The sequence below is a fragment of the Vibrio chagasii genome, assembly GCF_024347355.1.
GTDB lineage: Bacteria > Pseudomonadota > Gammaproteobacteria > Enterobacterales > Vibrionaceae > Vibrio > Vibrio chagasii.
Genome location: NZ_AP025465.1, coordinates 1,546,426 through 1,570,030, shown reverse-complemented (window position 1 = coordinate 1,570,030; position 23,605 = coordinate 1,546,426). Strand labels below are relative to the sequence as shown.

At 43.3% G+C, this 23,605-nt stretch carries 23 protein-coding genes, 2 tRNA genes and 1 pseudogene; 5 read left to right on the top strand and 21 right to left on the bottom strand.

Translation table 11 applies throughout. From position 1 onward, the window contains the following. Positions 1 to 179: 179 nt before the first annotated feature. Both OCV52_RS07245 and OCV52_RS07240 read right to left on the bottom strand, forming a co-directional pair. Positions 180 to 1,097, bottom strand: coding sequence for a LysR family transcriptional regulator (locus tag OCV52_RS07245; RefSeq protein ID WP_137408891.1), 918 nt, complete (start codon positions 1,095 to 1,097; stop codon positions 180 to 182). Between the two features lie 529 nt (positions 1,098 to 1,626). Continuing rightward, positions 1,627 to 2,652, bottom strand: a complete 1,026-nt coding sequence (locus OCV52_RS07240) for an IS110 family RNA-guided transposase (RefSeq protein WP_261900864.1) — start codon at positions 2,650 to 2,652, stop codon at positions 1,627 to 1,629. 215 nt (positions 2,653 to 2,867) lie between these two features. Here OCV52_RS07240 and OCV52_RS07235 point away from each other — a divergent pair, with 215 nt between their 5' ends. Beyond that, positions 2,868 to 4,127: an adenylosuccinate synthase gene (locus OCV52_RS07235; RefSeq protein WP_137409198.1), complete on the top strand. Its 1,260-nt coding sequence runs from the start codon at positions 2,868 to 2,870 to the stop codon at positions 4,125 to 4,127. 116 nt (positions 4,128 to 4,243) lie between these two features. Beyond that, a complete protein-coding gene (locus OCV52_RS07230; protein ID WP_137409200.1) occupies positions 4,244 to 5,581 on the top strand; it encodes an IS4 family transposase in 1,338 nt (445 codons plus the stop codon). A gap of 61 nt (positions 5,582 to 5,642) precedes the next feature. Here the strand turns inward: OCV52_RS07230 and OCV52_RS07225 are convergent, their stop codons facing one another. From OCV52_RS07225 to OCV52_RS07155, 15 genes are all read right to left on the bottom strand, one after another. Further along, complete coding sequence (locus OCV52_RS07225) at positions 5,643 to 6,584, bottom strand: sensor domain-containing diguanylate cyclase (RefSeq protein ID WP_137407767.1); 942 nt, start codon at positions 6,582 to 6,584, stop codon at positions 5,643 to 5,645. Positions 6,585 to 6,774: 190 nt separating this feature from the next. Continuing rightward, the gene (locus OCV52_RS07220; protein WP_137407766.1) at positions 6,775 to 7,413 is read right to left on the bottom strand and encodes an OmpA family protein; all 639 of its coding nucleotides are present in this window, start codon (positions 7,411 to 7,413) and stop codon (positions 6,775 to 6,777) included. An 8-nt stretch (positions 7,414 to 7,421) separates the two neighbouring features. Continuing rightward, entirely contained in the window at positions 7,422 to 8,984 is a 1,563-nt protein-coding gene (locus OCV52_RS07215) for a TadE/TadG family type IV pilus assembly protein (RefSeq protein ID WP_137407765.1), read from the bottom strand. 4 nt (positions 8,985 to 8,988) lie between these two features. Next, on the bottom strand, positions 8,989 to 9,546 hold the full coding sequence (tadF, locus tag OCV52_RS07210; protein WP_105057041.1) for a tight adherence pilus pseudopilin TadF: 558 nt from the start codon (positions 9,544 to 9,546) through the stop codon (positions 8,989 to 8,991). Further along, on the bottom strand, positions 9,536 to 10,018 hold the full coding sequence (locus tag OCV52_RS07205; RefSeq protein ID WP_137407764.1) for a TadE/TadG family type IV pilus assembly protein: 483 nt from the start codon (positions 10,016 to 10,018) through the stop codon (positions 9,536 to 9,538). The genes tadF and OCV52_RS07205 overlap by 11 nt, the downstream gene beginning before the upstream one ends. After that, complete coding sequence (locus OCV52_RS07200) at positions 10,005 to 10,742, bottom strand: tetratricopeptide repeat protein (protein WP_137407763.1); 738 nt, start codon at positions 10,740 to 10,742, stop codon at positions 10,005 to 10,007. The genes OCV52_RS07205 and OCV52_RS07200 overlap by 14 nt, the downstream gene beginning before the upstream one ends. Positions 10,743 to 10,753: 11 nt before the next feature. Beyond that, complete coding sequence (locus OCV52_RS07195) at positions 10,754 to 11,596, bottom strand: type II secretion system F family protein (RefSeq protein ID WP_137407762.1); 843 nt, start codon at positions 11,594 to 11,596, stop codon at positions 10,754 to 10,756. Beyond that, the gene (locus OCV52_RS07190) at positions 11,593 to 12,495 is read right to left on the bottom strand and encodes a type II secretion system F family protein (protein ID WP_137407761.1); all 903 of its coding nucleotides are present in this window, start codon (positions 12,493 to 12,495) and stop codon (positions 11,593 to 11,595) included. Before OCV52_RS07190 ends, OCV52_RS07195 begins: the two co-directional genes overlap by 4 nt. 1 nt (position 12,496) lies before the next feature. After that, entirely contained in the window at positions 12,497 to 13,768 is a 1,272-nt protein-coding gene (locus tag OCV52_RS07185) for a CpaF family protein (protein ID WP_137407760.1), read from the bottom strand. Beyond that, positions 13,765 to 15,006: an AAA family ATPase gene (locus tag OCV52_RS07180; protein ID WP_137407759.1), complete on the bottom strand. Its 1,242-nt coding sequence runs from the start codon at positions 15,004 to 15,006 to the stop codon at positions 13,765 to 13,767. The genes OCV52_RS07185 and OCV52_RS07180 overlap by 4 nt, the downstream gene beginning before the upstream one ends. Continuing rightward, a complete protein-coding gene (locus OCV52_RS07175) occupies positions 15,006 to 15,485 on the bottom strand; it encodes a hypothetical protein (protein WP_137407758.1) in 480 nt (159 codons plus the stop codon). The genes OCV52_RS07180 and OCV52_RS07175 overlap by 1 nt, the downstream gene beginning before the upstream one ends. Continuing rightward, the gene (locus OCV52_RS07170) at positions 15,482 to 16,852 is read right to left on the bottom strand and encodes a type II and III secretion system protein family protein (RefSeq protein WP_137407770.1); all 1,371 of its coding nucleotides are present in this window, start codon (positions 16,850 to 16,852) and stop codon (positions 15,482 to 15,484) included. Before OCV52_RS07170 ends, OCV52_RS07175 begins: the two co-directional genes overlap by 4 nt. Further along, positions 16,852 to 17,676, bottom strand: a complete 825-nt coding sequence (gene cpaB, locus OCV52_RS07165) for a Flp pilus assembly protein CpaB (RefSeq protein WP_137407757.1) — start codon at positions 17,674 to 17,676, stop codon at positions 16,852 to 16,854. The genes OCV52_RS07170 and cpaB overlap by 1 nt, the downstream gene beginning before the upstream one ends. Before the next feature lie 21 nt (positions 17,677 to 17,697). After that, a complete protein-coding gene (locus OCV52_RS07160; protein WP_032498247.1) occupies positions 17,698 to 18,123 on the bottom strand; it encodes a prepilin peptidase in 426 nt (141 codons plus the stop codon). 149 nt (positions 18,124 to 18,272) lie between these two features. After that, positions 18,273 to 18,479 (bottom strand): Flp family type IVb pilin, encoded by a 207-nt coding sequence (locus OCV52_RS07155; protein ID WP_061031451.1) that lies wholly within the window; start codon positions 18,477 to 18,479, stop codon positions 18,273 to 18,275. A 417-nt stretch (positions 18,480 to 18,896) separates the two neighbouring features. Between OCV52_RS07155 and OCV52_RS07150 the strand changes: the two genes are divergently transcribed. Beyond that, positions 18,897 to 19,790, top strand: coding sequence for a LysR family transcriptional regulator (locus OCV52_RS07150; protein ID WP_137407756.1), 894 nt, complete (start codon positions 18,897 to 18,899; stop codon positions 19,788 to 19,790). A gap of 583 nt (positions 19,791 to 20,373) precedes the next feature. Here OCV52_RS07150 and OCV52_RS07145 read toward each other — a convergent pair. The 3 genes from OCV52_RS07145 to OCV52_RS07135 form a co-directional block, all read right to left on the bottom strand. Then, positions 20,374 to 20,450: transfer RNA gene (locus OCV52_RS07145), tRNA-Val, on the bottom strand. 77 nt (positions 20,451 to 20,527) lie between these two features. After that, positions 20,528 to 20,604, bottom strand: a tRNA-Val gene (locus OCV52_RS07140). Positions 20,605 to 20,771: 167 nt separating this feature from the next. Then, on the bottom strand, positions 20,772 to 21,434 hold the full coding sequence (locus OCV52_RS07135; RefSeq protein ID WP_061031453.1) for a DUF2726 domain-containing protein: 663 nt from the start codon (positions 21,432 to 21,434) through the stop codon (positions 20,772 to 20,774). Positions 21,435 to 21,716: 282 nt separating this feature from the next. Here OCV52_RS07135 and OCV52_RS07130 point away from each other — a divergent pair, with 282 nt between their 5' ends. Then, on the top strand, positions 21,717 to 21,902 hold the full coding sequence (locus OCV52_RS07130) for a hypothetical protein (protein WP_105025039.1): 186 nt from the start codon (positions 21,717 to 21,719) through the stop codon (positions 21,900 to 21,902). A gap of 329 nt (positions 21,903 to 22,231) precedes the next feature. Beyond that, a complete protein-coding gene (locus OCV52_RS07125) occupies positions 22,232 to 22,540 on the top strand; it encodes a TetR/AcrR family transcriptional regulator (RefSeq protein ID WP_198777736.1) in 309 nt (102 codons plus the stop codon). On the opposite strand, the pseudogene OCV52_RS07120 reads toward OCV52_RS07125, so the two are convergent. Beyond that, positions 22,528 to 23,499 (bottom strand): annotated as a pseudogene (locus tag OCV52_RS07120) (GGDEF domain-containing protein); the annotation flags it as partial. The gene OCV52_RS07125 and the pseudogene OCV52_RS07120 overlap by 13 nt on opposite strands. Between the last annotated feature and the right edge of the window lie 106 nt (positions 23,500 to 23,605).

Here is a 23,605-nt window from a genome sequence, read left to right as displayed (position 1 = left end):
AGTCAAACTAATTTGAAAATCAAGTAGTTTGATTATCAAATTTAATGATGCTAAATTTAGTTTGATAATCAAACACTGTCAATGCGGTATTTCCTGTGACGTATATGGCAGCGACAAAAAAGCCCACATACAGTGGGCTCAGAATCGTTTATTGGTTGTTATGCGAGTTTGCTGCGACGCTAATCAACGCCTCTTTGTAGCAATGTAATCTCATCATTCACCCATCCTAAAAGTTGCTTTGTGGCTTTCGATAAGACTTGATTCTGCCTTACGATATAACCAAGACTGGTGCTAGAAAAGTTGATTAATGGCGTGACCTTGGACTTAAGGTGTTGCTTAGTTGAGATCGCAAACTCAGGAATGATAGCGACACCAAACCCCGCCTCCGCCCAGTCAATTTGTGCGTCGACGCTCCCTACTTCCATGACTCTGTGATTGGGTAGATTCAAACTGGGTAAACCTTCATCGATGAAGTCGCGCGTTCTCGTATCATGACCCAGTAGGATCAAGGTCAGTTCAGAATCGACTTCATCATTCTGAGTATCATTATCCTTTGAATAGTCAGAATTTTGAGGATCCAAACCATCTCCTAGCGCACACCATGATAACTCTTGAAGCTTAGTAAAATAGAGCGACTCGTTATGCTGCTCTTTCGCAATCACAAAGCCAAGGTCAGCCTTAGCGTTCTTCACCAAACTCGATGCTTGAGATGAGGTGGTATTGAGCAATGTGAGGTCGATACCCGGATATTGCGCTTTAAATTTCTGGAAAGGACGAATCAATAAAAATCGAGAGATAATGTCACTAACCGCAATGGTTAGCGTGCCAATTTTGAGGTCATTAATCGCATTGAGATCAGCCTGACATACCTGCAACTCAAGCAAGGTTCTTTTGCTGGTTTCTAAGAGCCTTTCGCCCGCTTGAGTTAGCTGAAATGGGCTTCTTTCTATCAGCTTGATGCGTGTCAGTTGTTCAAGTTGTTTTAAATGCAAGCTTACGTTTGGCTGTGTCATATGTAGAGCGTTGGCCGCCTTACCGAAATGTTTGTGTTCGGCTAACGTCACAAACGTGTTCAACAAATTGATATCAAGCATCATCTTCTCTCTTGTGTTACTTCCAATTGTTCGGCACTAAAAACGCGTCACTCTCTATTTCACAGTCCCGCTGCTCCGTCATTCCCTACGGTAAGGGACGAACGTAATAAGGAATCTCGCTTGTGGTTTGAGATTCCTGATACCTCGTTCCTCGGTTCTGGAATGACGCTAACAAACCGAGTGAACGTTCGGTTCATCACTTCCAAAGAAAAGAACTACAAACGCGTCACTCTCTATTTCACAATTCACCAGTTCCGTCATTCCCTACAGTGAGGAACGTATATGGACTCCCCTAGTATTGCAAGGAAACGAGTAAAGGTATGCAAGTGCACGTATATTCGGTTTCTTTATGGGGAGCTACCCCGAACCTCTATGGCTTAATCCACTCAGCAAAAATTCTTATCGAGCGTGTGGTGTATTATCACCTTCGTCCCTCTCAGAGTTTCTTTTGCTTGCTATGCTTACTCTTTACCATAATTTACTTGCTTACATGGGGGGATTGATGTCTCCCTTAACCTTATAAAATCAACTGTTAAGCGATTAACGTCTCATTATAAGATTGATTGCTTTTCAGCATGGCACAAGCCATTCTGATCGTTTTGTTCGCAAGGGCGACAACCACTTGGTTAAACGACTTTCTTTCTAATAAGTTTCGTATCCAGCAACTTAAGCGATCTTCTTTATCTCGGATATTCGCTACCACCGCTCTTGCTCCATGAACGACAAGAGAGCGTAAGGTTTTATCACCTGATTTACTTATTCCGTGGTTTTTGTTCTTACCACCACTGCCAGTATGAGCCGGAACTAAACCTAAGCTCGCACTAGCTCCTCGACCATTTCTATAGGCCGAAGCGTCACCCAGACGGGAAAAAATGGCACTTGCAATCACCCAACGTACACCTCGTAAAGTGATTAATAACTGGCAAGCGGGTATTTGCTTTGCAAAGTCTATAAGTTGCGATTCAACTCTCTCGATAGGCTCATCAAGATTTAGTAGCTGAGCATGTAATTCTCGGAGAACGAATCGAGTTGTCGGTGTTAATTCATTCTCCATATCTTCGATAACGAAAGGGAGTAGTTCTCGCAGTTTATTGGCTCCTTGTGGGAAGGTAATGCCACATTCCGCTGCATAGCCACGGATACGTAGACTTACTGCCGTGCGTTGTTTTATATAGCTTTGTCTTAAACTCAGCAGCATTGCGATATCTTGCTGCTCCGGTGTTTTTACAGGTACAGCATGAATATCGGAGCGTAAGGAAGCTTCGTAAATCGCGATAGCATCATTAGCATCGTTCTTATTACCACTGCGATACGGCTTCACTTTTTGGGGAGGTATCATTTTGACGGTATGACCACGGCTTTGAAACGTTCGTCCCCAATAATGAGATGCTGCACAGGCCTCTATGCAAATGGTTGCGCAAGGGTGTTGGCTGATGACCGTTAGCATTTTCTTTTTAGACATAGCTTGGTTCAACTTACGCTTGCCATGGCGGTTAAATACCGCGACTTGAAAGACGGATTTGGCTAAATCAATCGAGATTGTGTTAAATTTATTCATGGTATGGGCTCCTGTTTTTGGTTCGCACCTGTAACTTTAGCTGACGCTGTCAGTTGAGGTGGGGAGTCCATACCATTGAACGTGATAGGGATTCTCGCTTGTGATTAAGACTTTAGAGTTATATGGAATCCTTATCAAGATAATAAAGATAATTAATTTCTCTTATCCACAACGCAGCACTAACATGATTTCTCAATCAGTCAGGAGATAAACTTATGCCATCTATCGTTGTTGTGGGTGCAAACTGGGGTGACGAAGGCAAAGGCCGCATCGTCGATTTTTTAGCAGCTGAAGCATCTGCGAGCATCCGTTTCCAAGGCGGAAACAATGCAGGCCATACCGTAGTTAACGACTTCGGTACATTCAAACTGCACCAGCTTCCTAGTGGTATTTTTAACCCTGACTGTACGGCTGTACTTGGCCCTGGCATGGTGATTAGCCCTGCTGCATTAAGCGAAGAGATCGCAGAAGTTCAAGCAGCAAATGTTGACGTGAAACTTGCTATTTCTGATCGAGCTACACTGTGCCTACCACTGCACGCACTCGAAGATACGCTTGAAGAAGAACGCTTAGGTGATGCTGCTTACGGTTCGACTCGTCAAGGCATTGCGCCAGCATACGGCGATCGCGTGATGAAGAAAGGCATCCTTGTGGGTTGGTTAAATCAACCAGAGGTTCTAGAGCAGCGCATTCAATTCATGCTGGATTGGAAGATGCCTCAATTAAAGGCCCTTTACCCTAAATGTGACTTCACTCAGACCGCTTCAGAAATGACTGAATGGCTACTTGAAGTGACGAAAGCTTGGCGTCCGTTCATTTGCAACGTGACTGAGCCTCTTAAGGCACTTCAAGCACAAGACGCGAACCTACTGTTTGAAGCTCAACTCGGTGCAGGTCGTGACTTGGTTTACGGTGAATACCCTTGGACAACATCATCAAATGTAACGGCAGCTTACGCGGGTATTGGTAGTGGCTTACCTGCCCTTCGACCTGAGCGCGTTATTGCAGTGGCTAAGGCATTCAGCTCTTCTGTGGGTACAGGTACCCTCGTTACTGCAATGGAAGAACAAGATAGCTTCCGCGAAAGCTCTAATGAATACGGTGCTACTACAGGTCGCCCACGTGATATGGGTTACTTCGATGCTGTAGCAACGCGCAACGGTGTTGAACTGCAAGCAGCGACAGAAATCGCTCTCACTAAGATTGATTGCCTGTCTGGTTTGGCTGAGTTAAAGATCTGTACTGCATACGCAGGTGAGCACAGCGAAAACCCAATTTGGCCACAAACGGCTGAGCTAAAGCCAGTTTATGAAGACATGGCGGGTTGGGACGAAGACATCACAGGTTGTCGCACTTTTGAAAGCCTTCCTCAAGCTGCACAGGATTATGTTACTCGCATTGAAGAACTGATGGGCGTACCAATTGTAATGGTATCGGTTGGTCCAGAACGCGACCAAATGATCATTCGAGCTTAGACAAGTCAAATAAGCAAAAAGCCCACACTGGTGCAATGTAGATCAGATAAGGATCGGTTGACCGATCCTTCTTCTGAGAGATAATCGGAAGCCTGTTTCTAGGCTTCCGATTTTTTATGTCTATCCAAAACTATTTTGTCGATTTCCTCGAAGAAAATCCTGTTGATGTAGCTCAACTCACCACTTTCTCTGAACATATCCCAGATGAATGGGTTGTTAAGGCAGCTAGTCTTTCTGATAAAGCGACTATTCGCCGACGTCGACTACCAAGTGACATGGTCTTGTGGCTAATTGTCGGCATGGCCTTCTTCCGTAATGAACCAATTGCCGAAGTCGCACGAAGAATGAATGTCTGTGCGGATGGCTTGGCTGATGAAGAGTTATTAGCAAAAAGTGCTTTAACCCAGGCAAGACAACGTTTAGGCAGTGCTGCACCAGAGTGGTTGTTTAAACAATGTGGGCGAACGTGGGGTCTTGAACGATACCGTGATGATACGTGGCAAGGATTACAAGTTTTTGCTGTAGACGGTGCTCTTTTTCGCACCGCGGATACGCCCGAACTTAGAGAGCACTTTGGCTCGGGTAATACCTCGAGTAGCAGGCAGACACCACATCCAATGCTAAGAGTTGTGACTATGATGAATGTCCGTTCTCATGTCATCGTTGACGCTGCCATAAGCCCTTATCGGCGTGGTGAAATCCCACTTGCTATGCCCTTCATCGACTCTTTACCAGATAACTCTGTGACGTTACTAGATAAAGGTTTTTACGGTGCAGACTTACTTCTCTCTCTTCAAAATAGCGGTATTAATAGACATTGGTTGATACCAGCAAGGAAAGGGTTGAAATACACACTTTTAGATGAAGAAGAAAGCAATGATATGCTCATCGAAATGAACGTCTCACCGCAAGCTCTCAAAAAGAACCCTAGTTTACCTGAAAAATGGCAAGTCAGAGCGGTGACCTATGAAGTACAAGGTAAGCAGAAAACTGTTTTTACATCCCTTCCAAGAGCAGACTACGACGCGAAAGCGGTAGCCGAACTTTATCATGAACGTTGGGAAATCGAATTAGGTTATCGTGATATCAAAAGCTCAATGCAACACAATGCCTTAGTATTACGCAGTAAAACAGTAAACCTTGTTTATCAAGAACTCTGGGGGCTGTTGCTTGGTTATAATTTGGTAAGACGTGAAGCAAGTCAGGCAGCAGTTGAACATGGAAGAATGCCGAATGAAATTAGCTTTAAATACGCTTGTCAGTTTATAGCGAGCCAACTGAAGGTGATGAGTAAAGCGATATCGCCAGGCAATACACCTAAGCGTTTAAAGAGTCTAAGGGGAGACTTATCAGTCCTCTTTATAGACAAACGCCCTAAGCCTAATCGGCCTAGGGCGGTAAAAATATCAAAGACTCGCTACCCAATTAATCGCAAAGCAGCTCCGCTTAAGTGAACTACATTGCACACTGGTGGGCTTTTTCGTACCTGTCATCGGCATATAAAAGTTGTATAACTTACAGCTTATTTTTCTTATTGCGATACATGTTCTCGTCTGATGACTTGATCAAGTTAATGATGTTCAAACTTTGAGAATCAGAAGTTCCGCACCCATAGGAAAACCCAAGTGAAACATCATCATCACCACGAAACCCTTCAATGAACTCATGAAAATCTGCACGAATTTTACGAACCAATTCACAAGCGTATCCGGGCTCTTCTGAATGAATAACCACAATGAACTCATCACCACCGACTCTCGCCGGTATTGTGTTGTATTTGATGTTATTTCTTATGCACGAAGCAAAGCCAGAAATATAGTCGTCACCTTTAAAGTGCCCATAAGTATCATTGATGTACTTTAAATTATCCAAGTCAAAATACAGACAAACGATCTCTCCATCATCAATGTTTGCTTTGTTGAACTCATAAAAGAACCCCCTTCGATTGAGCAACATCGTCATGATATCGAAGTGGCTGTTTTTATATAAAATCCTGCTCTCTTCTTTCAAGAGGATTTCAGAGCGTAGTAAGGTTGAAATGTTCTCAATCAGGTTCACTTGGCTTTCCGTATACTCGGTTGGATTCAAGTCAAACACAAATAGGATGGCAAACACTTCTCCATCTGTGCCGCTGATGGGGATGCCACAAAATGATTTATAGTCGTCAGGCTCCTTCTCAACAGTTGCCTCACCACAAGAACATCCACTCAAATAAACCGTGCGGTTCTCTTTGTATACGTACTCACAAAAACAACTGATCTTACTTTTGTGCTGCTCGCATAACTTGGTTGAAGAACATAAAACGCTCTCAAATCCCAAACAAGTAAAATCGGAGATCGTGATGATTCCCGCATTCGATGCGTCCATAATGTCGCATATGTTGTCCAATATAGATATCCAAGTATCTACGTCGATATTTTGTTCCATCCCTTCAGAAGAGACTCTGTCAAATAGCATCAATTATTCTTTAGTATCAGATAGTTAAATTTGATTGAATATTCATTAGCATCCGTTATAACAAAAATTCTAAGCAAGGTAATATTGAGTGGGGTTCCGACAGATTGATGGCTAAGACTTTTTCTTAGCCACATCACAAGCCACTGACTCCATTAACTATTTATATTGGGTTGAACGCTAAGATATGCTCTTAGTTCACTCGTTCTGTAGCATCATCATTCGACGTCCAGATCTCGACTCGTCTGTTCTTTGCTCGCCATTCACTCGTTTCATTAGAAGAGATAGGCTTACTTTCACCAAAAGAACGAATAACCAAGCGATTCTTCTCTACCCCATCAGCAACCAAAGCATTCGAAGTAGTGAGCGCTCTTTGTAGCCCTAAAGCTTGGTTGTAGCCTTCATCACCAGTGCTGTCTGTGTGCCCATCGACCGTGACCGAACTGCCACTGGTTTGTAATTCACTAGCGAGTTGGCTCAGTGCTTTGCTGCCCATTGGTGTTAGACTGTGTTGGTCAAAACCAAAGTGGATTCGAGCCAACAATCTGTGGCGCTCTTGGCTGCTGATCCAAGTCTTACATCCGGCTTTATTGATACCTAGACTCGATTGGCTGGCTAATGCCTGTTTCAACTCGTTGCTATCGGATTGTTGCTCTATTTGTAGCGCCCCCAACCTGTGCTGCGCGACACCAACAACATCATCAACTCTCACACTGTGTTGATATTCACTGAATGCCGTGTCGCAATAAACGCTTATGCCGTCCTCCGCATTGGCGTGAAGGCTAAATTGCAATGTCGACAGGACAATGGAACCGATCATTAACTTTTTCATATTTTCCTCTAATACAACTTAGTGATGCCGCTTGTTTTTGAGCCTTTACGGATGAGTTCTTCTATCTTTTCAATCAATTCATCAAGGTTAGATACGTCGATGATGTCCTCATTTGGGTCGATAACACAGTCTTGAAAACCGCTTTGCTGAGAAGCACGGAAATCGATACCGATGACACCAATATATAAGCCAGGTATCTCCTCTCTTGCTTTGTCACACATGCCTCTATCAACAAGCCCTTTAAGAATGCCGTTATTAGGGCTTTCTTGACCATCACTCAAAATAAGCAGCATCTTGATTTTCTTGTTGTATGCTTGCTGTTCTTCGTCATCCGAGCTATTGGGATCGCCATCCTTAAGGATTTGAGAGCCTCTTAAGATCCCTTGAAAGGCGGCGGTGCCACCGTCTGCCCACATAGAACTAATCGGGTTTAGATCGGACAATTTGTTCGATAATCGAATGTTTTTAAACTGCGTTGAACTTGAAGAACCATGAGCGTTAAAAAGATCCGTTCCATTCACACCATAGAAGTTGGGTCTTAACCCCGACTTGTCCGTAAACATCGTGGCTACAGACGTGGATAAATCAACATAGTTGTATACGTCAGCAACGTGATAGTTATCTAAATAGATCACATCCTTGATGCGCTTAGCGTACTTTTGATTGTCCGATTTTGGGCTTGGGCAGTAGGACTGCCAATTCGCGCAATTGAGTACCTCATTCTGCGAATACGCACGCCAATAATCCCAATTAACATCGTTGTAAGAATAAGGGGACACGTTGGGTTTATAATTGTGTTTATAACTCAACTGACTGGTAGCGTTCGCTCGACCACCTGAGACGATTTCCCTCGTTCTCACGTTAAAAGGCACAAAGCCCACTCGGTTAAGTAACTTATCTCCGGTGGTGTCTTCTCCAGGTTCATCACACACCTCTTTCCACTCACCATCGACGTACTCTAAGTCAGTCGATGTGCACAGGATCTTGCTAGATATCTGATCGATGGCCGTTTTCAAATCATCAATTTTTTTATGACGACTTGACCCCCACCTATCATCCATCGAGCCAGAAAAGTCTGATACGAACACAATGTCGATGTTGTTATCACCAAGGTAAACGGGGTATTTTCGCGCTAGTGAGCGCCCTGCCAGATCTTGCTGCTCATCAAACGAAGGGATAAAACTGCTCGCAAACCAAGAGTCATGAGTGGTCTTTGCATTAACCGTGTATTGGATATATTCAAGAATCCCTGCTCCCTCATCTTCCGCTTGATGAAATCTCTGTGCAGAAAGATTGGTAGACTTAATGTCCCTCACGTAATTCTCGACATATTGAGTTGCTAATCCACGCGCAAGATCAGGCTGATCTTCAATAGTCACCGCTATTGCCGCAGCCTCTGCGGAATCTCTAAGTCGACTGGTCTCTTGCAAGTAGCGTGTACCTTCAACTGCCCAAAAGGTCATTCCCATGATAGGAACAAGCAATAAGCCCATCCATACTGCGGCGACACCTTGCTGTCTTTGTAGACTGAGATACTGACGATTGATATGACGTTCATGCTGAATTTTCATTTCATTATCTCCCAGGCATGATAGAAGAAGAGGCAATCTTAACCGTGGTACTCGTACCATCATTAAAGAACGGCTTGAACCAAGAGCTTTCCTCTTCGCAAAGGCTAACGCGATACAAGGGGTAAACAACGCCCTTATCTACCGGCGCTAAATCCGCATGGTCAATAATTGAATCCGTCTGGCAATTTAAGCTTCTGAACTTACTGCTACTAAACTCAGCGACATTACTGTTGTTCGTTAACGACTCGATCTTGATTGCCACATTGTCTACGGGTGTATTGAGCATTCGACTTGCTACCTTCGTCATGTCTTGTAATTCTGAGTTAGTCACAGACAGGTTCTGCCCCGCCAATACATCCGCTTCAAAATAACGCGTGCGTTCTTTAATCACGTTCACCAAAGCAAAGCTGGACCTATCGAGCTTTGCGCGTGCGAGCAGCTGATGGCTTAAATCGGCGCCAAAAAGATAAACGCCCCACAACGCGACAAGGATGAACAGCAACTCAACGGTAAAAGAACCTTGTTGGCGATTTCCATAAAACGCTCCTGGGTTACGGCGCATCATCGTTCCACCCCTCGTGTTCTAAGTTCAAAACCATTGTGCGTGAAATATCTCTATCTGCTGCACCAGCCAATTTAATGATTGGTGTGTAGCGATAAGTCACGGTAATTTCGGCCAGATCGTAATTGAAGTTCAAACCTTGGTCCGAATGCCCTCTGTTCTCAACAAAATCGTCGTAGGTTTTGAAATACTGACCCTTCATCGAGAAGCGTGAGCCATCAATCAAAAAGCTCCATAGATTGTCATCATCTTCAATCAAGCTTCGGAACTTGTTCTCGTATTGCTCATTGATCCCTTTACCTTCATAGATCTTGGTATTTCTGATCGTTTCTCTAAGCGAGTATTCGGTCATGTTTACAACGTAGATTTGGTAGCTCGACTCAAAGATCGCAAAGGTTGCGAAGAACAGCACCAGAGCCCCTAAAACAAACTCAATCGCTGTCACCCCTTTCTGCTTATTAAGACGCTTCATCGCTCACTCCCAGTTGAGTCAATTCAGCGGCAATCACTTGAATTTCTTGCGCCGAAAAGTCGCCTTTAAGTAGCTTTTGGGCCGAATCAATCTGCTGGGTTTTCATCAATGCTATCGCCAAGTTCGCTTTTACAATCTGATTGGTTGGTTCTTCTTTCAACACTGGCGCTAATGTTTCAATCGCCTGCTGGAACTCACCATTAGCCATCTGGACCATCGCGATGTTGTTCTTAACCACCACATCGTTATAACCACGTAAGCGTGCCAGATTCAGCTCTTGATATGCTTTCTCATACTGACCAATTTTTGTGTATGACACGCCGAGTAATACGTGAATTTGACCAGCCCTATTACCAGCCTCGACAGATGCAATATAAGCAGCTATCGCACTATCCGTGTCATTTTTGGCATCAAATACTTGCCCTTCTAACTGATAAAGGTCTGGGTTTTCGATGCCCTCTTTTTTCAGGTGTTGAGCGTAAAAATCTGCGGATTCGATGTCGCCTTTATAGAAGTACGCCCATGCTAGTTTCTGTTTCACCACTGGATCTTGGGAGCCTTGCTCAAGCTGAGATTTGTAATGGTTAATGAGACCATCGTAGTTTTTGACCTTCTCCATACTGGTCACCTCGGCAAGCTGGTGGTCTTGCTCGGAAGGTGTCGATTGGCACCCGGCTAACAGGCTTAGCGTTAGCAGCATCAGGTACATCGTTTTTTTATTCATGCTTCACGCCCCTAGATACTCAATGTCATTTGCATGATGCTCGGTGCGAGAATCAAGATGACGATCGGAAACATGATGAAAAGGATCAACGGCACACTCATCTTTGCAGAGAGCTTACCTACCTTTTCTTCAACCGTGAGGATTTGAACTTTTCGCATATCTTCAGCAAGGTCACTGAGTGTTTGAGCGACAGAAGTACCGTATTGCAAGTTCTGAATAATCGTCAGAACAAAGCTTCGAACGGCGGGAGTTGGAATACGCTCAGTCAAATCGTTCAATGCCTTCTCTACACCATGTATCTTGGCAGAGTCAGAGGTACGCTTAATTTGGTAGCAAAGGTCGGAATCAAACTCGGCCAGCTCTTTACCCAAGTACACTAAAGATGCCTCTATTGTCATGCCGGTTTGTACACATACCGACATCATGTCTAGTAAATAAGGGAGCTGTGCTGAGGTTTTGCTGATCAACATCTTGCGTCGCATTTGCAACAAGGTATCCGGAACAACAATCACCGCAATTAGAGAGACAATCACCACCAGCAATTTGTTGGTCGATGTCATGTCCCCTAACAGAACCAAACCTGAAACAAGGCCTAACACCAACACCTTGGCTGGAAAGTAAAACTTTGCCCATTCGGTGTTGTAATAACCTGCTTCTATTAGTTTCTGTTCAAGTTCATGTCTATGCTCCTTACCAAATCGAACAAAGAAGCGGTTCATGCGCGAAGGTGGTTTAATGGCATCCCCCCCAATATACGCAGCAACCTTCTTTTGCCTTTGATCAGAACGCACCGACTCAATAATCAAAAAGAGCAGCGAAAAAAACAGAACGATAAGCGAAGCTAATATCATCATGCTCGTACACCTCTTACTAATAGCCAAACGATGAACAAGCCGAACAGCTCACTGCCAAGTACGTAAAACAACACCACACGACCTGATTCGTCATACAGGACATAATTGACATTGTCGGGGTTTACATAATTCAGAATGATCATAAAAACCAAAGGTATAGCGGCAACAATCTTGGCGGAGATCCTCGCTTCCGAAGTCATCGCCATCTTCTTTTTTTCTAACGTTCTGGAATCCACTAGTACGCGAATCAATCGAGCTAACACACCTTTGAGCTGCCCGCCGCGCGCAATATTGGCTCTAAGCGTCACGGTGAAGAACAAAAACTCTGGATACGGGTATTTTTTGCACGATCGCTTAAGCACCACTTCTGGCGATTCACCTAATTTCAATCGGTCGCCCATCAGCTTAAATTCACGCCCGATAGGGTTGTCCATCACTTCGCCAACATAACTAATGGCTTGCATCAAACTGTCACCCGCCGTCACCGCACTCATCAGAATGTTCAACGCATCTGGGAAGGTATTCTCGAAATCTCGACGCCTTCTGGTCACCAAGAAGCGGTAACCGAAAAAGGAAAAAATCGAAGCCAACACAGGTACCCACCAGGAGTTTGTCATCGAAAGCAAGTCAATCACGATGTACCACGAGGTAATTAAACTGCCCGTAATGTATAACGCGATGTACAAGGTAGAACGCGGCCCCAACACCATCAAGGTTGGTGAAATGGACTCTTTGAACGTGTGCCAGCTCTGTTTACGAACCAATGATTTCACGTTAATAGCGTTAAAGTTTTCCGCTTCCGCTTCTTCAATATTAAAGAATTGATTGACCTTTTTTACCTTTGAGTCCCGAATCAAAAGCAGCACAAAAGCGAATAGGATCAACGAAATCCAAAGCATGTTATGCCCCCTTAAAGGATGCGATAAGCTCTTCATAGAGCCCAAAGAATTGCGCTTTTTTCACAAGCTCAGATCGCTGCATAATGCCGTTGGTGACAAAATCTCCTTTCACGTTTTCACCGAAATGAGCATCGTCGTAACGGAAGCGATAGATCTCTTCCATCACCACGCTATCGCCCTCAAGCCCGACGATTTCTGAGATGCTGGTAATTTTACGAGACCCATCACGCAGCCTATTCACTTGAACAATCATCTGCACGGCACTGACGATCGTTCTACGAATCGCATCTAGAGGCTGATTTAAATTCGCCATCATTACCATAGACTCAACACGGGCAATCGCATCTCTTGGAGTGTTCGCGTGGAGCGTAGACATAGAGCCATCGTGTCCAGTGTTCATTGCTTGCAACATTTCAAATGCTTCAGAGCCACGACACTCACCAAGGATGATTCGATCAGGACGCATACGCAGTGCGTTAATCACCAAGTCTCGCTGGGTGACCGCTCCGGTTTGTTCAACACTGGAGGTTCGCGTTTCAAGTCGAACCAAGTTGGGTTGTTGTAGACGTAATTCAGCGGCATCTTCAATCGTGACGATACGTTCGTCTTCCGCAATGTATTGAGAGAGCGCGTTGAGTAGCGTCGTTTTACCTGAACCCGTACCGCCAGAGATCAAAACATTGATACGGCAGCGAGAAGCAATCATCAGTACTCTCGCCATGTCTGGAGACATCGAACCGAAACCGATCAGGTCTTCAAATCCGATGTTCTGCTCTCTGAACTTACGAATGGAGATTGAGGTACCGTCTAATGCAATCGGTGGGATCACAATGTTCACACGGCTGCCATCTTCTAGCCTTGCATCGACCGTAGGAGAAAGCTCATCGACACGTCGTCCAACACGCGAGGCAATACGCTTAGCAATCGCCAATAGCTGCTCTTCATTCACAAACGAGACTTCAGATTTTTTGACCTTGCCATGTCGTTCGAAAAAGATGTTATTTGGCCCGTTCACCATAATATCGGAGATAGACTGATCTTCGACCAAAGGCTGAAGTGGACCAAGACCAAACAGCTCATCGATTAAACTTTTCACCAAACCAGACTTCATCATCGATGTGATGGGTCTTTGGTAACTGTTTGCCAGCAAATCAACCGCGGCTTGAATCTGTGATTCTAGGTCTTTACGGCTCATTTTCTGAACCGCTTCTGCATCTAATGCCTCAAAGATTTGACCACGAAAAGTGAGATATAAGTCTTTGTTTGAACTCATTTAACACGCACCTTCTTTAACCAAGAATTCATCGCTTTTTGGTCAATCGGCTGTCCATTAATCAGCTTGACCAACTGTTCCATAGAACGACTCACATGACGGTCGTGTTTATGGGCTCGCTTTCCATCGATAATGATGTGCGCCAACAACTTACAATAGTCGACCTCTAGATCAACATTTGCTCCGAGATACTTCGCTAGATCGGGTTTCTGCAACACATAAGCGCCTTGCGGGCGATGGTAGTTGGCAACCATAATGACGCGCGTACGCGATGATAACGTGAGCTGTAAGCTCGCTATCTTTTCAAACAGTCGCTTCGCACTTCTCACGGATGACACCGACGCGTCGAACACCAACACGACCACATCAAAGTTTTCTACCAAGAGTTGTGGTTCAACTTTGAAGTCCACAGCGCCAGAGAAGTCTTCGATGATGAAGTTAGCGTTTCTTGCCAACAACTCACACAAGGTTTGGTTGTAATTAAGCACGTCGTTTTGGCTCATGTCACCGTCAATGGCGAGCAAACGCAGGTTCTTACGAGCGCTCGTGAGGTAACTCAATGCCCCCTCTTCATCCATTTCATGCAGTGGCGCGGTAAACTCATCAATAGTTCGTGGCTTAAAGTCTTTTAAACCCAGCAACACATCAATGTTGGTGTCGGCGTATTGATGATCAACAAGAATGGTGTCTGAGCCCTGTGTCGACAACAGTGACCCGAGCTCAGTAGAGATAAACGACGTGCCTACGCCGCCTTTTGCGCCAACGATGGCAACACGCTTTGCTTTACGTTTCTGACTGACACCAGAGAAGGTTTTTAGGTTCTTACTTACGTGCGTTAAGAAATCTGCGAACTCCTGCTTATTCACAGGCCAGAACACATAATAGAAACCCATGTCTTTGAGAGAACGAAGCGTTGAAATGGCATCTTCTTTGCCAATCACGACCACACCTTTATGAGTCGGCAGTTTGCTGGCAAAAGCTTTCGCATCTTCCACCACATTACTCGACTCATTAAGCTCTAGAATCACGATATGACTACTTTGTTGCTCGGTGATTTTGGTGATGCCCGCTGTCGCTTTCACACACGCAGGCTCATTCCAACCTTCAAAGCGAAACACTTCCTGAACCAGGCTTAAACACTCTTGTGATTGGTAAAACAACGTACACCCAGCGACACCTATCGAGGTTGCCTGAACTGGCTTAGCCTTCGTTGTTAATGCTTTCGTTAGATCAAACATTATTGTTCTCCTACCAATCTCGACTTGTACGCGACTTGCTTCAATCTCATCGATTCAACAAAACAATCGGACTGCCTTGCACGAACATGAATCTGTGCTGGTGTACATTCTTGGCTCTTCAATCCCGTTAACGTCACTTGGATATTTAGATCAGTTGGTAATAACTGGGCATGTCGATAAACCACTCTCTGTGGGGCGATGATGTGCGATGGGTACTGTTCAAAGATCCCCTGCAACATCTTCTTGTTAACGGCCGACTTATAATCCACCAAGTAGGTCGCTTCTTTATCCATCGACTCAATCTTGTGTATTAAAACGTCGAGTTGCTTGGTGGTTTCTGCACGGCTTTTAATCTCGAACTTAAAGCTGTGATGCTCTTTGTATACCAGGGCTTCAGAACCATGACCGACAAAATATTGTTCAGAAGCACAGCCGAATAGTGAAATCGCGAACAACGCCATCAATACTAGTTTCTTCATTGGATAAATCCTCCTTGCGACAGCAGACGAATCGTTGCATCAGAAGACGTCACCTCTTTACCATCCCATTTGATGTTCAGCCAACGTGCCAATGTCGATGTTTTCTTGATATATGGCAGTTGAATATCTTTCGGCTTCATCGGCTCCACGAGGTTTACGGTGGCTACGATGATCAATTCGGTGCGTTTTCTTTCAGTGGTTGCTTTTCTAAATGCGGCACCAAGAACTGGAATATCGCCAACAAAAGGGATCTTCTGCATTTTTTCCAAGTCAGCACTGCTCATCAAACCACCGAGAACAAAGCTATCTCCATCGGCAAGCTCCACGGTTGTCATGGCACGTCGAGAGGCCAATTGCGGTACTTTTATACCGGCGGCTTCTACGTAACCCTCAACCTCACTCACTTCCGGTGCTAGTTGCATACGGATTTTGTCTTGGCTCAACACTTTGGCCGTCAGGTCCAGCTTGATACCGAACTCTTTAAATGAAATGTTTACGTTACTGCTGGTAGAGACGATAACTGGCACTTCACCACCAACGAGAAAGCTTGCAGACTCGCCAGACAAGACCGTCAAGTTTGGCTCTGCGAGAACCTCTGCGATTTGGTCGTTACCTAACGCCATGATTAAGGTGCTGAGGTTAACCGCATCAAATTGGTCGAAAACAAACTCACCCACACTTGAGCCAACGGTGCTCCAATCAACACCGACGGTTTGCCCAAACGATTCTGTTACTTGAGCGACCGATATCTTGACGTTCACTTGCTGAGTCGTCGCGACTTCAATCCGTTCAATGATCCCTTCCCACGTCATATTGCGGGCAAACACCATGCTTTCAGGTTCTTCATAGTCTGAACTATCAGATTTAAACTCTAGCTTTTGCGTTTTGTCCCATTTCTCCGTTTTTTCTCGACCTAGCAGCGTCGCGACCAAGCGGTAGATGTCGTCACGCGTTGCTTCTGAGTCAACAACGCCACTCACTGCGACTTGCTCTCCCACTGACTGAACCTTGACCTTGGCATCAGGGAAAAGGAATTTGAGTTGTCGCCTGATGTCCGTTAAGTTCAGGTCAACAATAATACGGTCTGATAGCAGTACATCGTCATCAACGCCGTAGACAATCAAACGCGATTGACCCACGCTATTGGCAAATACTACAAGGGTATTGTCATTGATTATCTTGTAGTCAACGATACTTGGGTTGTTAATGAACACTTGACCGATTGGGCTTTTAAATTGGATGTGCTGACCATCATTGAGCGTGATAGAACGATCAGCCGCAAAAGTGTTTGTGGTAGAAAGTAAGCCAACCAGCGTTACTAGAATAGAACCAAACAGTGCTCGTTTAACTCGATGGGTAATTCTCATCACAAAGCCTCTCTTGGGGTGTTCTCGTTACCACGTAACTCAACAATGCCTGTATAGTTATCGATGATATTGCGTACCTCGGCGAACTCCGGCTGCAAATAGTGTTGACTGCGATAGATTTCGATATGCATGGTTCGTTGCGCAAGCGCGAGTTTTGGTAGTTCATCCGGGCTCACTTCAATAACAACGGTTGTCAGACCATCTTCTTTGCTCGGAGAGCGAGCGGTAATAGAACTATCACCCGTGTCATCATTACCGATATTGAGTACCTTGACGTGTTTCAAAAACATCGACGCCTTCACTCCCCTAAAGCGCTTTGGCTTATCGATGTTGCCAGCCAAATTGGCGTTAGGTGAACTCACCGTAAGTACATCGATAAACGAACCCGGTCGGATGTAATCATTAATCAGATTTTTATCGCTGACCTTGAGTGGGTATAACGTCATGCCCTCTGTAACTAGAAGGTCAATGTAGCCAGGCTTGCCCGGGCTCACTTGATATTCAGGCAATACAACATCGCCTGCTTTAAGATTTCGATTTAATAGAATGGAAGGTGAAAAGCTGATCTGAGCATCTTCTCTAACACCAAGCGTCAATGCTTCACTGAGAGGCAATTGCTGTTTAACGACACCTTGTGCATTGATTGCATACCCTTTTTCAAAGCTTTTGGTGCTAATCCAAACCCCAACATGCTTTTCGCTTTTTTCAGCGACCACTTCATCAGTTGTTGTTGGTTTAGGTTCACTTTTGAACAGATCGATAACGCCTAGTGCGCCGATGATTAAGGCAGCAATGGCGACAAGTAATACCAGTCGTGATCTCATAATGTGCTCATATTTTGAGGATTATATATATGGCGTAGATTGAGTTAAAATTGCTAAATAAAAGCCGATGCTAATAGCGATCCCATATGGAATACCCTCTTGAAAACCAACTTTATTTCTTATTAATTTTTTACTCACTAGATAAGAGATAGCTAAAATACCACCAGAAAAAGCCGTCAGAATAAACGCCAATAATAAGTCATTAACAGGGATGGTAAGCGACAAAATAACGACGTATTTAATATCACCCGCCCCAATCCAAATCAGTTTATAAAGAATAAGTCCGATACCTAACATCAGTAAAAAACTCATAATTTGAATATCTAGCGGAGATAAAAAACACTGCAAGAAGAGTAATAGGCACAAGGCGTAATTTTGTATCTTACGATAGAGAAAATCAGTGGCCGACACGTATAAACTCAATACTGCCAAAGTCACTAAATACAATTCATGACTAAAAATAGGGAATACCGCCTAAACTTGGTGAGAATTAATCTTATTTAACATCATAAATTAACTAAGCCAGACCGATGCAAAACATAGGTCTGGCACAAATATCTTTCGATATCATCTACACTAGCCAATAAGGCTTAATGTTAGCTGCTCGCAGTATCAATAGCGGTAGCAACTTGCTCGAATGCACCTTCAAGCTTGCCAATGAAACCGTCTGCACCCACTGCTGTCGTTACTAATACAGCCATTGCCACAGCAATTAGACCATATTCAATCGCAGTTACGCCGCGCTCATCGTTCTTGAATTGAGATAAAAACATGGTTGTTTTCACGTATAGCTTAGTAATCATTATTTATTCCTATAAGGGCTGTTGAAAATTCGTCGCCATTATAATTAGCAGGTCAAAGGTAAGGAAAATAACCCCTATCGACTTTATCAATAAGCAGAACAAAAAATGATCAAAATAAAATACCCCCCCCACACTAACTATGAAAACAAATCCATATGTAACAACAAGTTACATATGAAATCAGTTCCAAAGATCAATATTTAATTTATTTTATAAACTTGAAAAAGTAAGACTCAGCTCAATATTTTTAGTTATATCGCTCTTATATAACCTTTAGATATAAACAACTTAATAATTTATCAGTCATTATTATTCATTATAAAAATTGTTGAAATACGAAGATCATCACGCTATTGTTCTTCGAATCAGAAAACCATAAAAATTATAATTTCTTTGTGTCAAAAGGTTAGTGGAATCATGAAACTACATTTCGAAAATATTGTTTCGTTCATAGCAGTAGTTGAAGAAGGTTCATTTAGCTCTGCTGCTCGCAAACTTGGAAAATCACAATCGACAGTTAGTACAGCTGTACAAAATCTAGAGTCAGATTTAGGTTTCAATGTATTTAATAGAGAACACTCTAAAGTTTGGTTAACAGAAAAAGGAGAACGCCTCTTCCAATTATCTTTACCTGTGGTGTCGAAATATCGGGACTTGGTGACCGTTGCTCAACAAATGAATATTTCAGACCAAATCGTTTACCGAGTAGGTATCGATCCATTGGTGTTTGATAAAAATGTAAAGAGGACATTACTGGCATTTTCAGAAGCATTCCCAAACGTGGACTTATTGGTCGTCACCAAACCCAGTTTCGTTTTAGGTAACTATATCAATGAAGGTAAGATAGATTTAGCGCTAGGTAACCCCTACCACAAGACAAGTTATGACTTCAATGTAGAGGAGTTATTTCACGTTAACTGCTGGTGGGTCGCTCATAAGGATTTGGGGCCTATAAAGTCTCATGCACCATCTCAGCGAGTTCTATTAATGGATGGGTGTGAAGAACTGCTTAACTTATCGACTATTGCAGCATATAACCTTTGGCGACTGGATGATTTAGATACCATCATCGATTTATGTAATGCTCAAAAAGGCATCGCATTCTTACCTAGCTTCCTGATCGATAGTCATGTAAAAGATAACAGACTTAAGGTCATTACAGACCACCCTGATTTTTTTGGTAAACGAGTTATTGCTTCCCTTTTCTGGCAAATACATTCTGACTTTAGCTTGTTTAACCAATGGATCAAAAAAGAGCTCAAATCCAGCACTCACTACCAACAAACATTTATTGCGGATTTAGCTCAATAACGCTCTCTTAAATACTGATAGTCACATCTGGTGAGTAGAGCGCCCTTGGTGAATTACTTAACATTCGCGTAGTTCTTGATATAGAACCGAAACAAACCATAGAAAATAAATATAAATTGAAATCCCATATTTTTTTATTGTATAGCTCATTATGTATAAACTAACTTTGTTTATTACCTTCATTGCTTCGGCTTGATCGATATAAACAGCTTAATCACGTTTAATAATCTCCAATGTTTATAAGTAATTTTTTGGGTATTAAAACGTGGATAGCGTTAGATAACACGTATTCAACACGTAGGTAATGAGCTCACTATGGCTTATTCATGCGTGAGTTAGCAGGTTAAAAATGAGTTCGATGCTAAAGCACAGAGAGGCGTTCTAGTAGGTTGACGCCCGCTGGCACTTGAGGATGTGACTTGCAGACTTGAAGCAACAGATGTGGCATTAAAGAAAATCTAAGAACTGTTGATGTAGGTAAGACGAGCGTTAAGTAGAACTAGGCCAGGGTAAATTGGCGAATTTCAGACACAAAAAAGCCCACACTAGGTGGGCTTTTTTGCTTGTTCCTAAGAACGAATAATGGTGCGTCCGAGTGAACTCGAATCACCGACCCCCGCCATGTCAAGGCGGTACTCTAACCAACTGAGCTACGGACGCACAATGTTTTTAATCTTCTTTATGACGATTGTGACTAAATCAAAAGCCGCTACTTTGACAACAAGTAACAGAAGGAATGGTGGGTCCGGGCGAACTCGAATCGCCGACCCCTACCATGTCAAGGTAGTACTCTAACCAACTGAGCTACGGACCCATTCCTTAAGAACGAGGAAGATATTAACGACTGATGTATTGTGGCGCAAGTGGAAATTGCACTTGAATCAACCGTTTGCTCTTATTCGCATCAATACGTTGATTTTTTAGACGTGAAACAGAAATAAACTTGAGTTAGGTCACACTGAGCCTGTGCCCTACTCTTTGTTATTCCTCTTCTACATCGAACACAACATTGTAGTTTTCGGTATAAGTACAGTTCGGTTGACGACTACAAGTGAAAAAACGTCGTCCTTTGTAGTCACCTTGGCTAGCCAGCTTGATGATCATCGGGCTACCGCACTTCTTACAGAATCGAACCTCCTTGGCAGGTTCGATAAGATCGATATGTGTCGCGAGCAGTCTCTTCAAACGGCTCACTTGGTAACTGTGTTTTACTGAAGCGCCAATAAGCGGCAAACCAGCAGACTTACACACATGGATAAGCAGCTTCTCTCGATCCACTTTGCCTTTATTTAGCTCTTTACCATTATCAAGCTCGATGATCACGCGCGGTTCCAACGTTCGTGGGTCACAGACCACAAAATCAAAATAGCTACGAGAGATCTTATTATTCGCGATAAACCAGTTCTTCTTAGTATTCGTTTTCGCAGGTGCCAACACATTCGACATGTTCACTTTGGCAAACACGACACCGTGAGTACCAACCGCCGTAGTCAGTGCATTGTAAAACGCGGCTTGTTGCATGTTGAGCAACGCACCTCTCTTTTGATAAGCGTGGTCTTTGGTGTCGTCATGTTTGAATACGTACTTCTGAATGAAGTAAAAGAAGACAACAAGTACCACTACAACGATAAATATATTGGTCATTAGTAAAACACAGTCAAAGATTCAGGGAGATAAAGAATTTGTAGCGTAAGTAGAAAACAAGAAACTGGCAAGAAAAAGAGAATCAGTTGTTAACGATAATCACGTGCTTTAGAAGATATCAGTTACCTAAGTGCTTGATAGTGAATTTTGGCACCTCGACACAGCTCTCTTATTTGAACATTGTTCAACTATTCAAGCACCTGATTGATCTAGATCAATTCTCAGCATTTTGTGATCAATTGGCCTAAAAAACGTTATCCAAATGTTAATGAGGAAATTGATATGGAACTCAAACAAGACCCAAGATGTTATACCGACGTATGTGTAGATGGTAAATGGTTCCACTATGACCACTGTGGCACTCAAGCCTATATGCTTAAAGGCGGCGCCTCTGCTGTCATCGAGCTAGCAAAAGAGCCAACCACAGAGGGTGAGTTGGTTGAGATGCTGCAAGGTATAGCCAAATAACATAAACCAATTAAATAGCTAAACGCGCTAATACTCCCTACCTCTCCAACACATTTTAATATTAGCGACAGTAAATCCATTCGAGCCATTCTATCTAACCTAGGTCGGAATGGCTTTTCTTTAAGCTCTTCGACTTGCTAGCAATGATTTTGTAAAAGCCAACAGCTTATACTAAACCCAACACCAAACTCAGCTATAAATATAAAATAAGAAGCTAGAATCAAAACATAGATCTAAGTTTTCCTTCATTAACCGGCTCACTATATGGAATAGCATTTCATATGAGAGTATGCTTTTACTTTGATTTCTTTATATAGGCGCTCTTAAAGATGGCTAAGCGTAGTAAGATCGATACCTGTCGCACTATTCAACTCATCCTCGATACCAGCTGTCATCAGTTATTGACGGTTGGCTACGAAAACATGTCTTACACCACGTTAAGCCAAGCAACCAAAATCTCAAGAACGGGAATCAGCCATCCTTTCCCTACGAAGACTGACTTTCTGATGGCATTAGAAGGACGATTCTTAAAACTTTTAGTTGATCATCTGACGATTAATGAAGGAGGTGAAGCGTTGGAACTGTCTTGGCAGAAAGCCCTTCAAAGCAAAGAGTTTACAGCTATTCTTAGGCACTGATTGGCGACTGCAAGTGCAGCGTTTAACTTTCCTTCCGCCAACAGCACTTCACTGTACGCTCTTAGTACGAGTATTTTATATCGATTGCTCACTTTATCGCTGTTGAGCGCTTCTGCCTTTTCATAAGCAATACGACCGTTGATTAAATCACCACTACTTAAGTAACTGAACGATTCGTTGATATAAAGGATGCCAATGGCTTCATCTTCAAATAGACCACTGTCAAAATAGAGCTTTTTGGCTTTTTCTAGAATGCCTAGTGCTTTCGGCCAATCTTCTAAGTAGATGTAAAGCAAAGCCATGTTCGACATGAGCTTGCTGTTATAAATATGCTTTGGGTACTTCTTCCCTAGTTGTAACCCTTTATGGAAGAAGTACTGCGCATCTTGAAGGTCATTACGCACATTATTGATTGCACCCGCCGTGTTGTAAGCTTTGACCAATAGCTCATCGTAACGAATCGACTCTGCAATCCCGATAGCGGAACGAATCTGAATTTCAGACGCTGCAAGGTCGCCCTCTTTAAGATATTCAATTGCAGATTCAACCAATGACTGCGATTTCAACCACAACATACCTTCTTGTTCAGCAAGGTTGTTGATCTCGTCTAAATATCCCATCACGGCTTTAGTGTCTTGCTGATGTTGCGCCACGTTCGTCAATATCATAAGACGGTACGCTTTGTAGATGACTAAGTCTCTTGTTGGATGCAGGCGAGGTAGTTGAGCCAGCGCTTTATCAGCGAATATGGGATCGCTTCGAGACAAATCGAGAATATGAATTAGCTTTTTTCCATATTCTGTTTTAGAAAGTTCTTTTTCTGGGGTGTAAACAGCGGGCTCGTTGACTTGCGAGTTAGTCAAATCTACATCGTTGATTGGATACAGCAGAAAGAAGCCCAGAAAAGCACTCATTGTAACAACAAGCAGGAATGACCCTAAAACATTGTTTTTATTAATTTATAAGTGCCATTATCAATCGCATAGTTCTCTTACTATTCGGGCAGTGTTCTTACTTTCTGCATGGTTAATTTCGGTTTGCAGTATACCCGAGCAATATACAGAT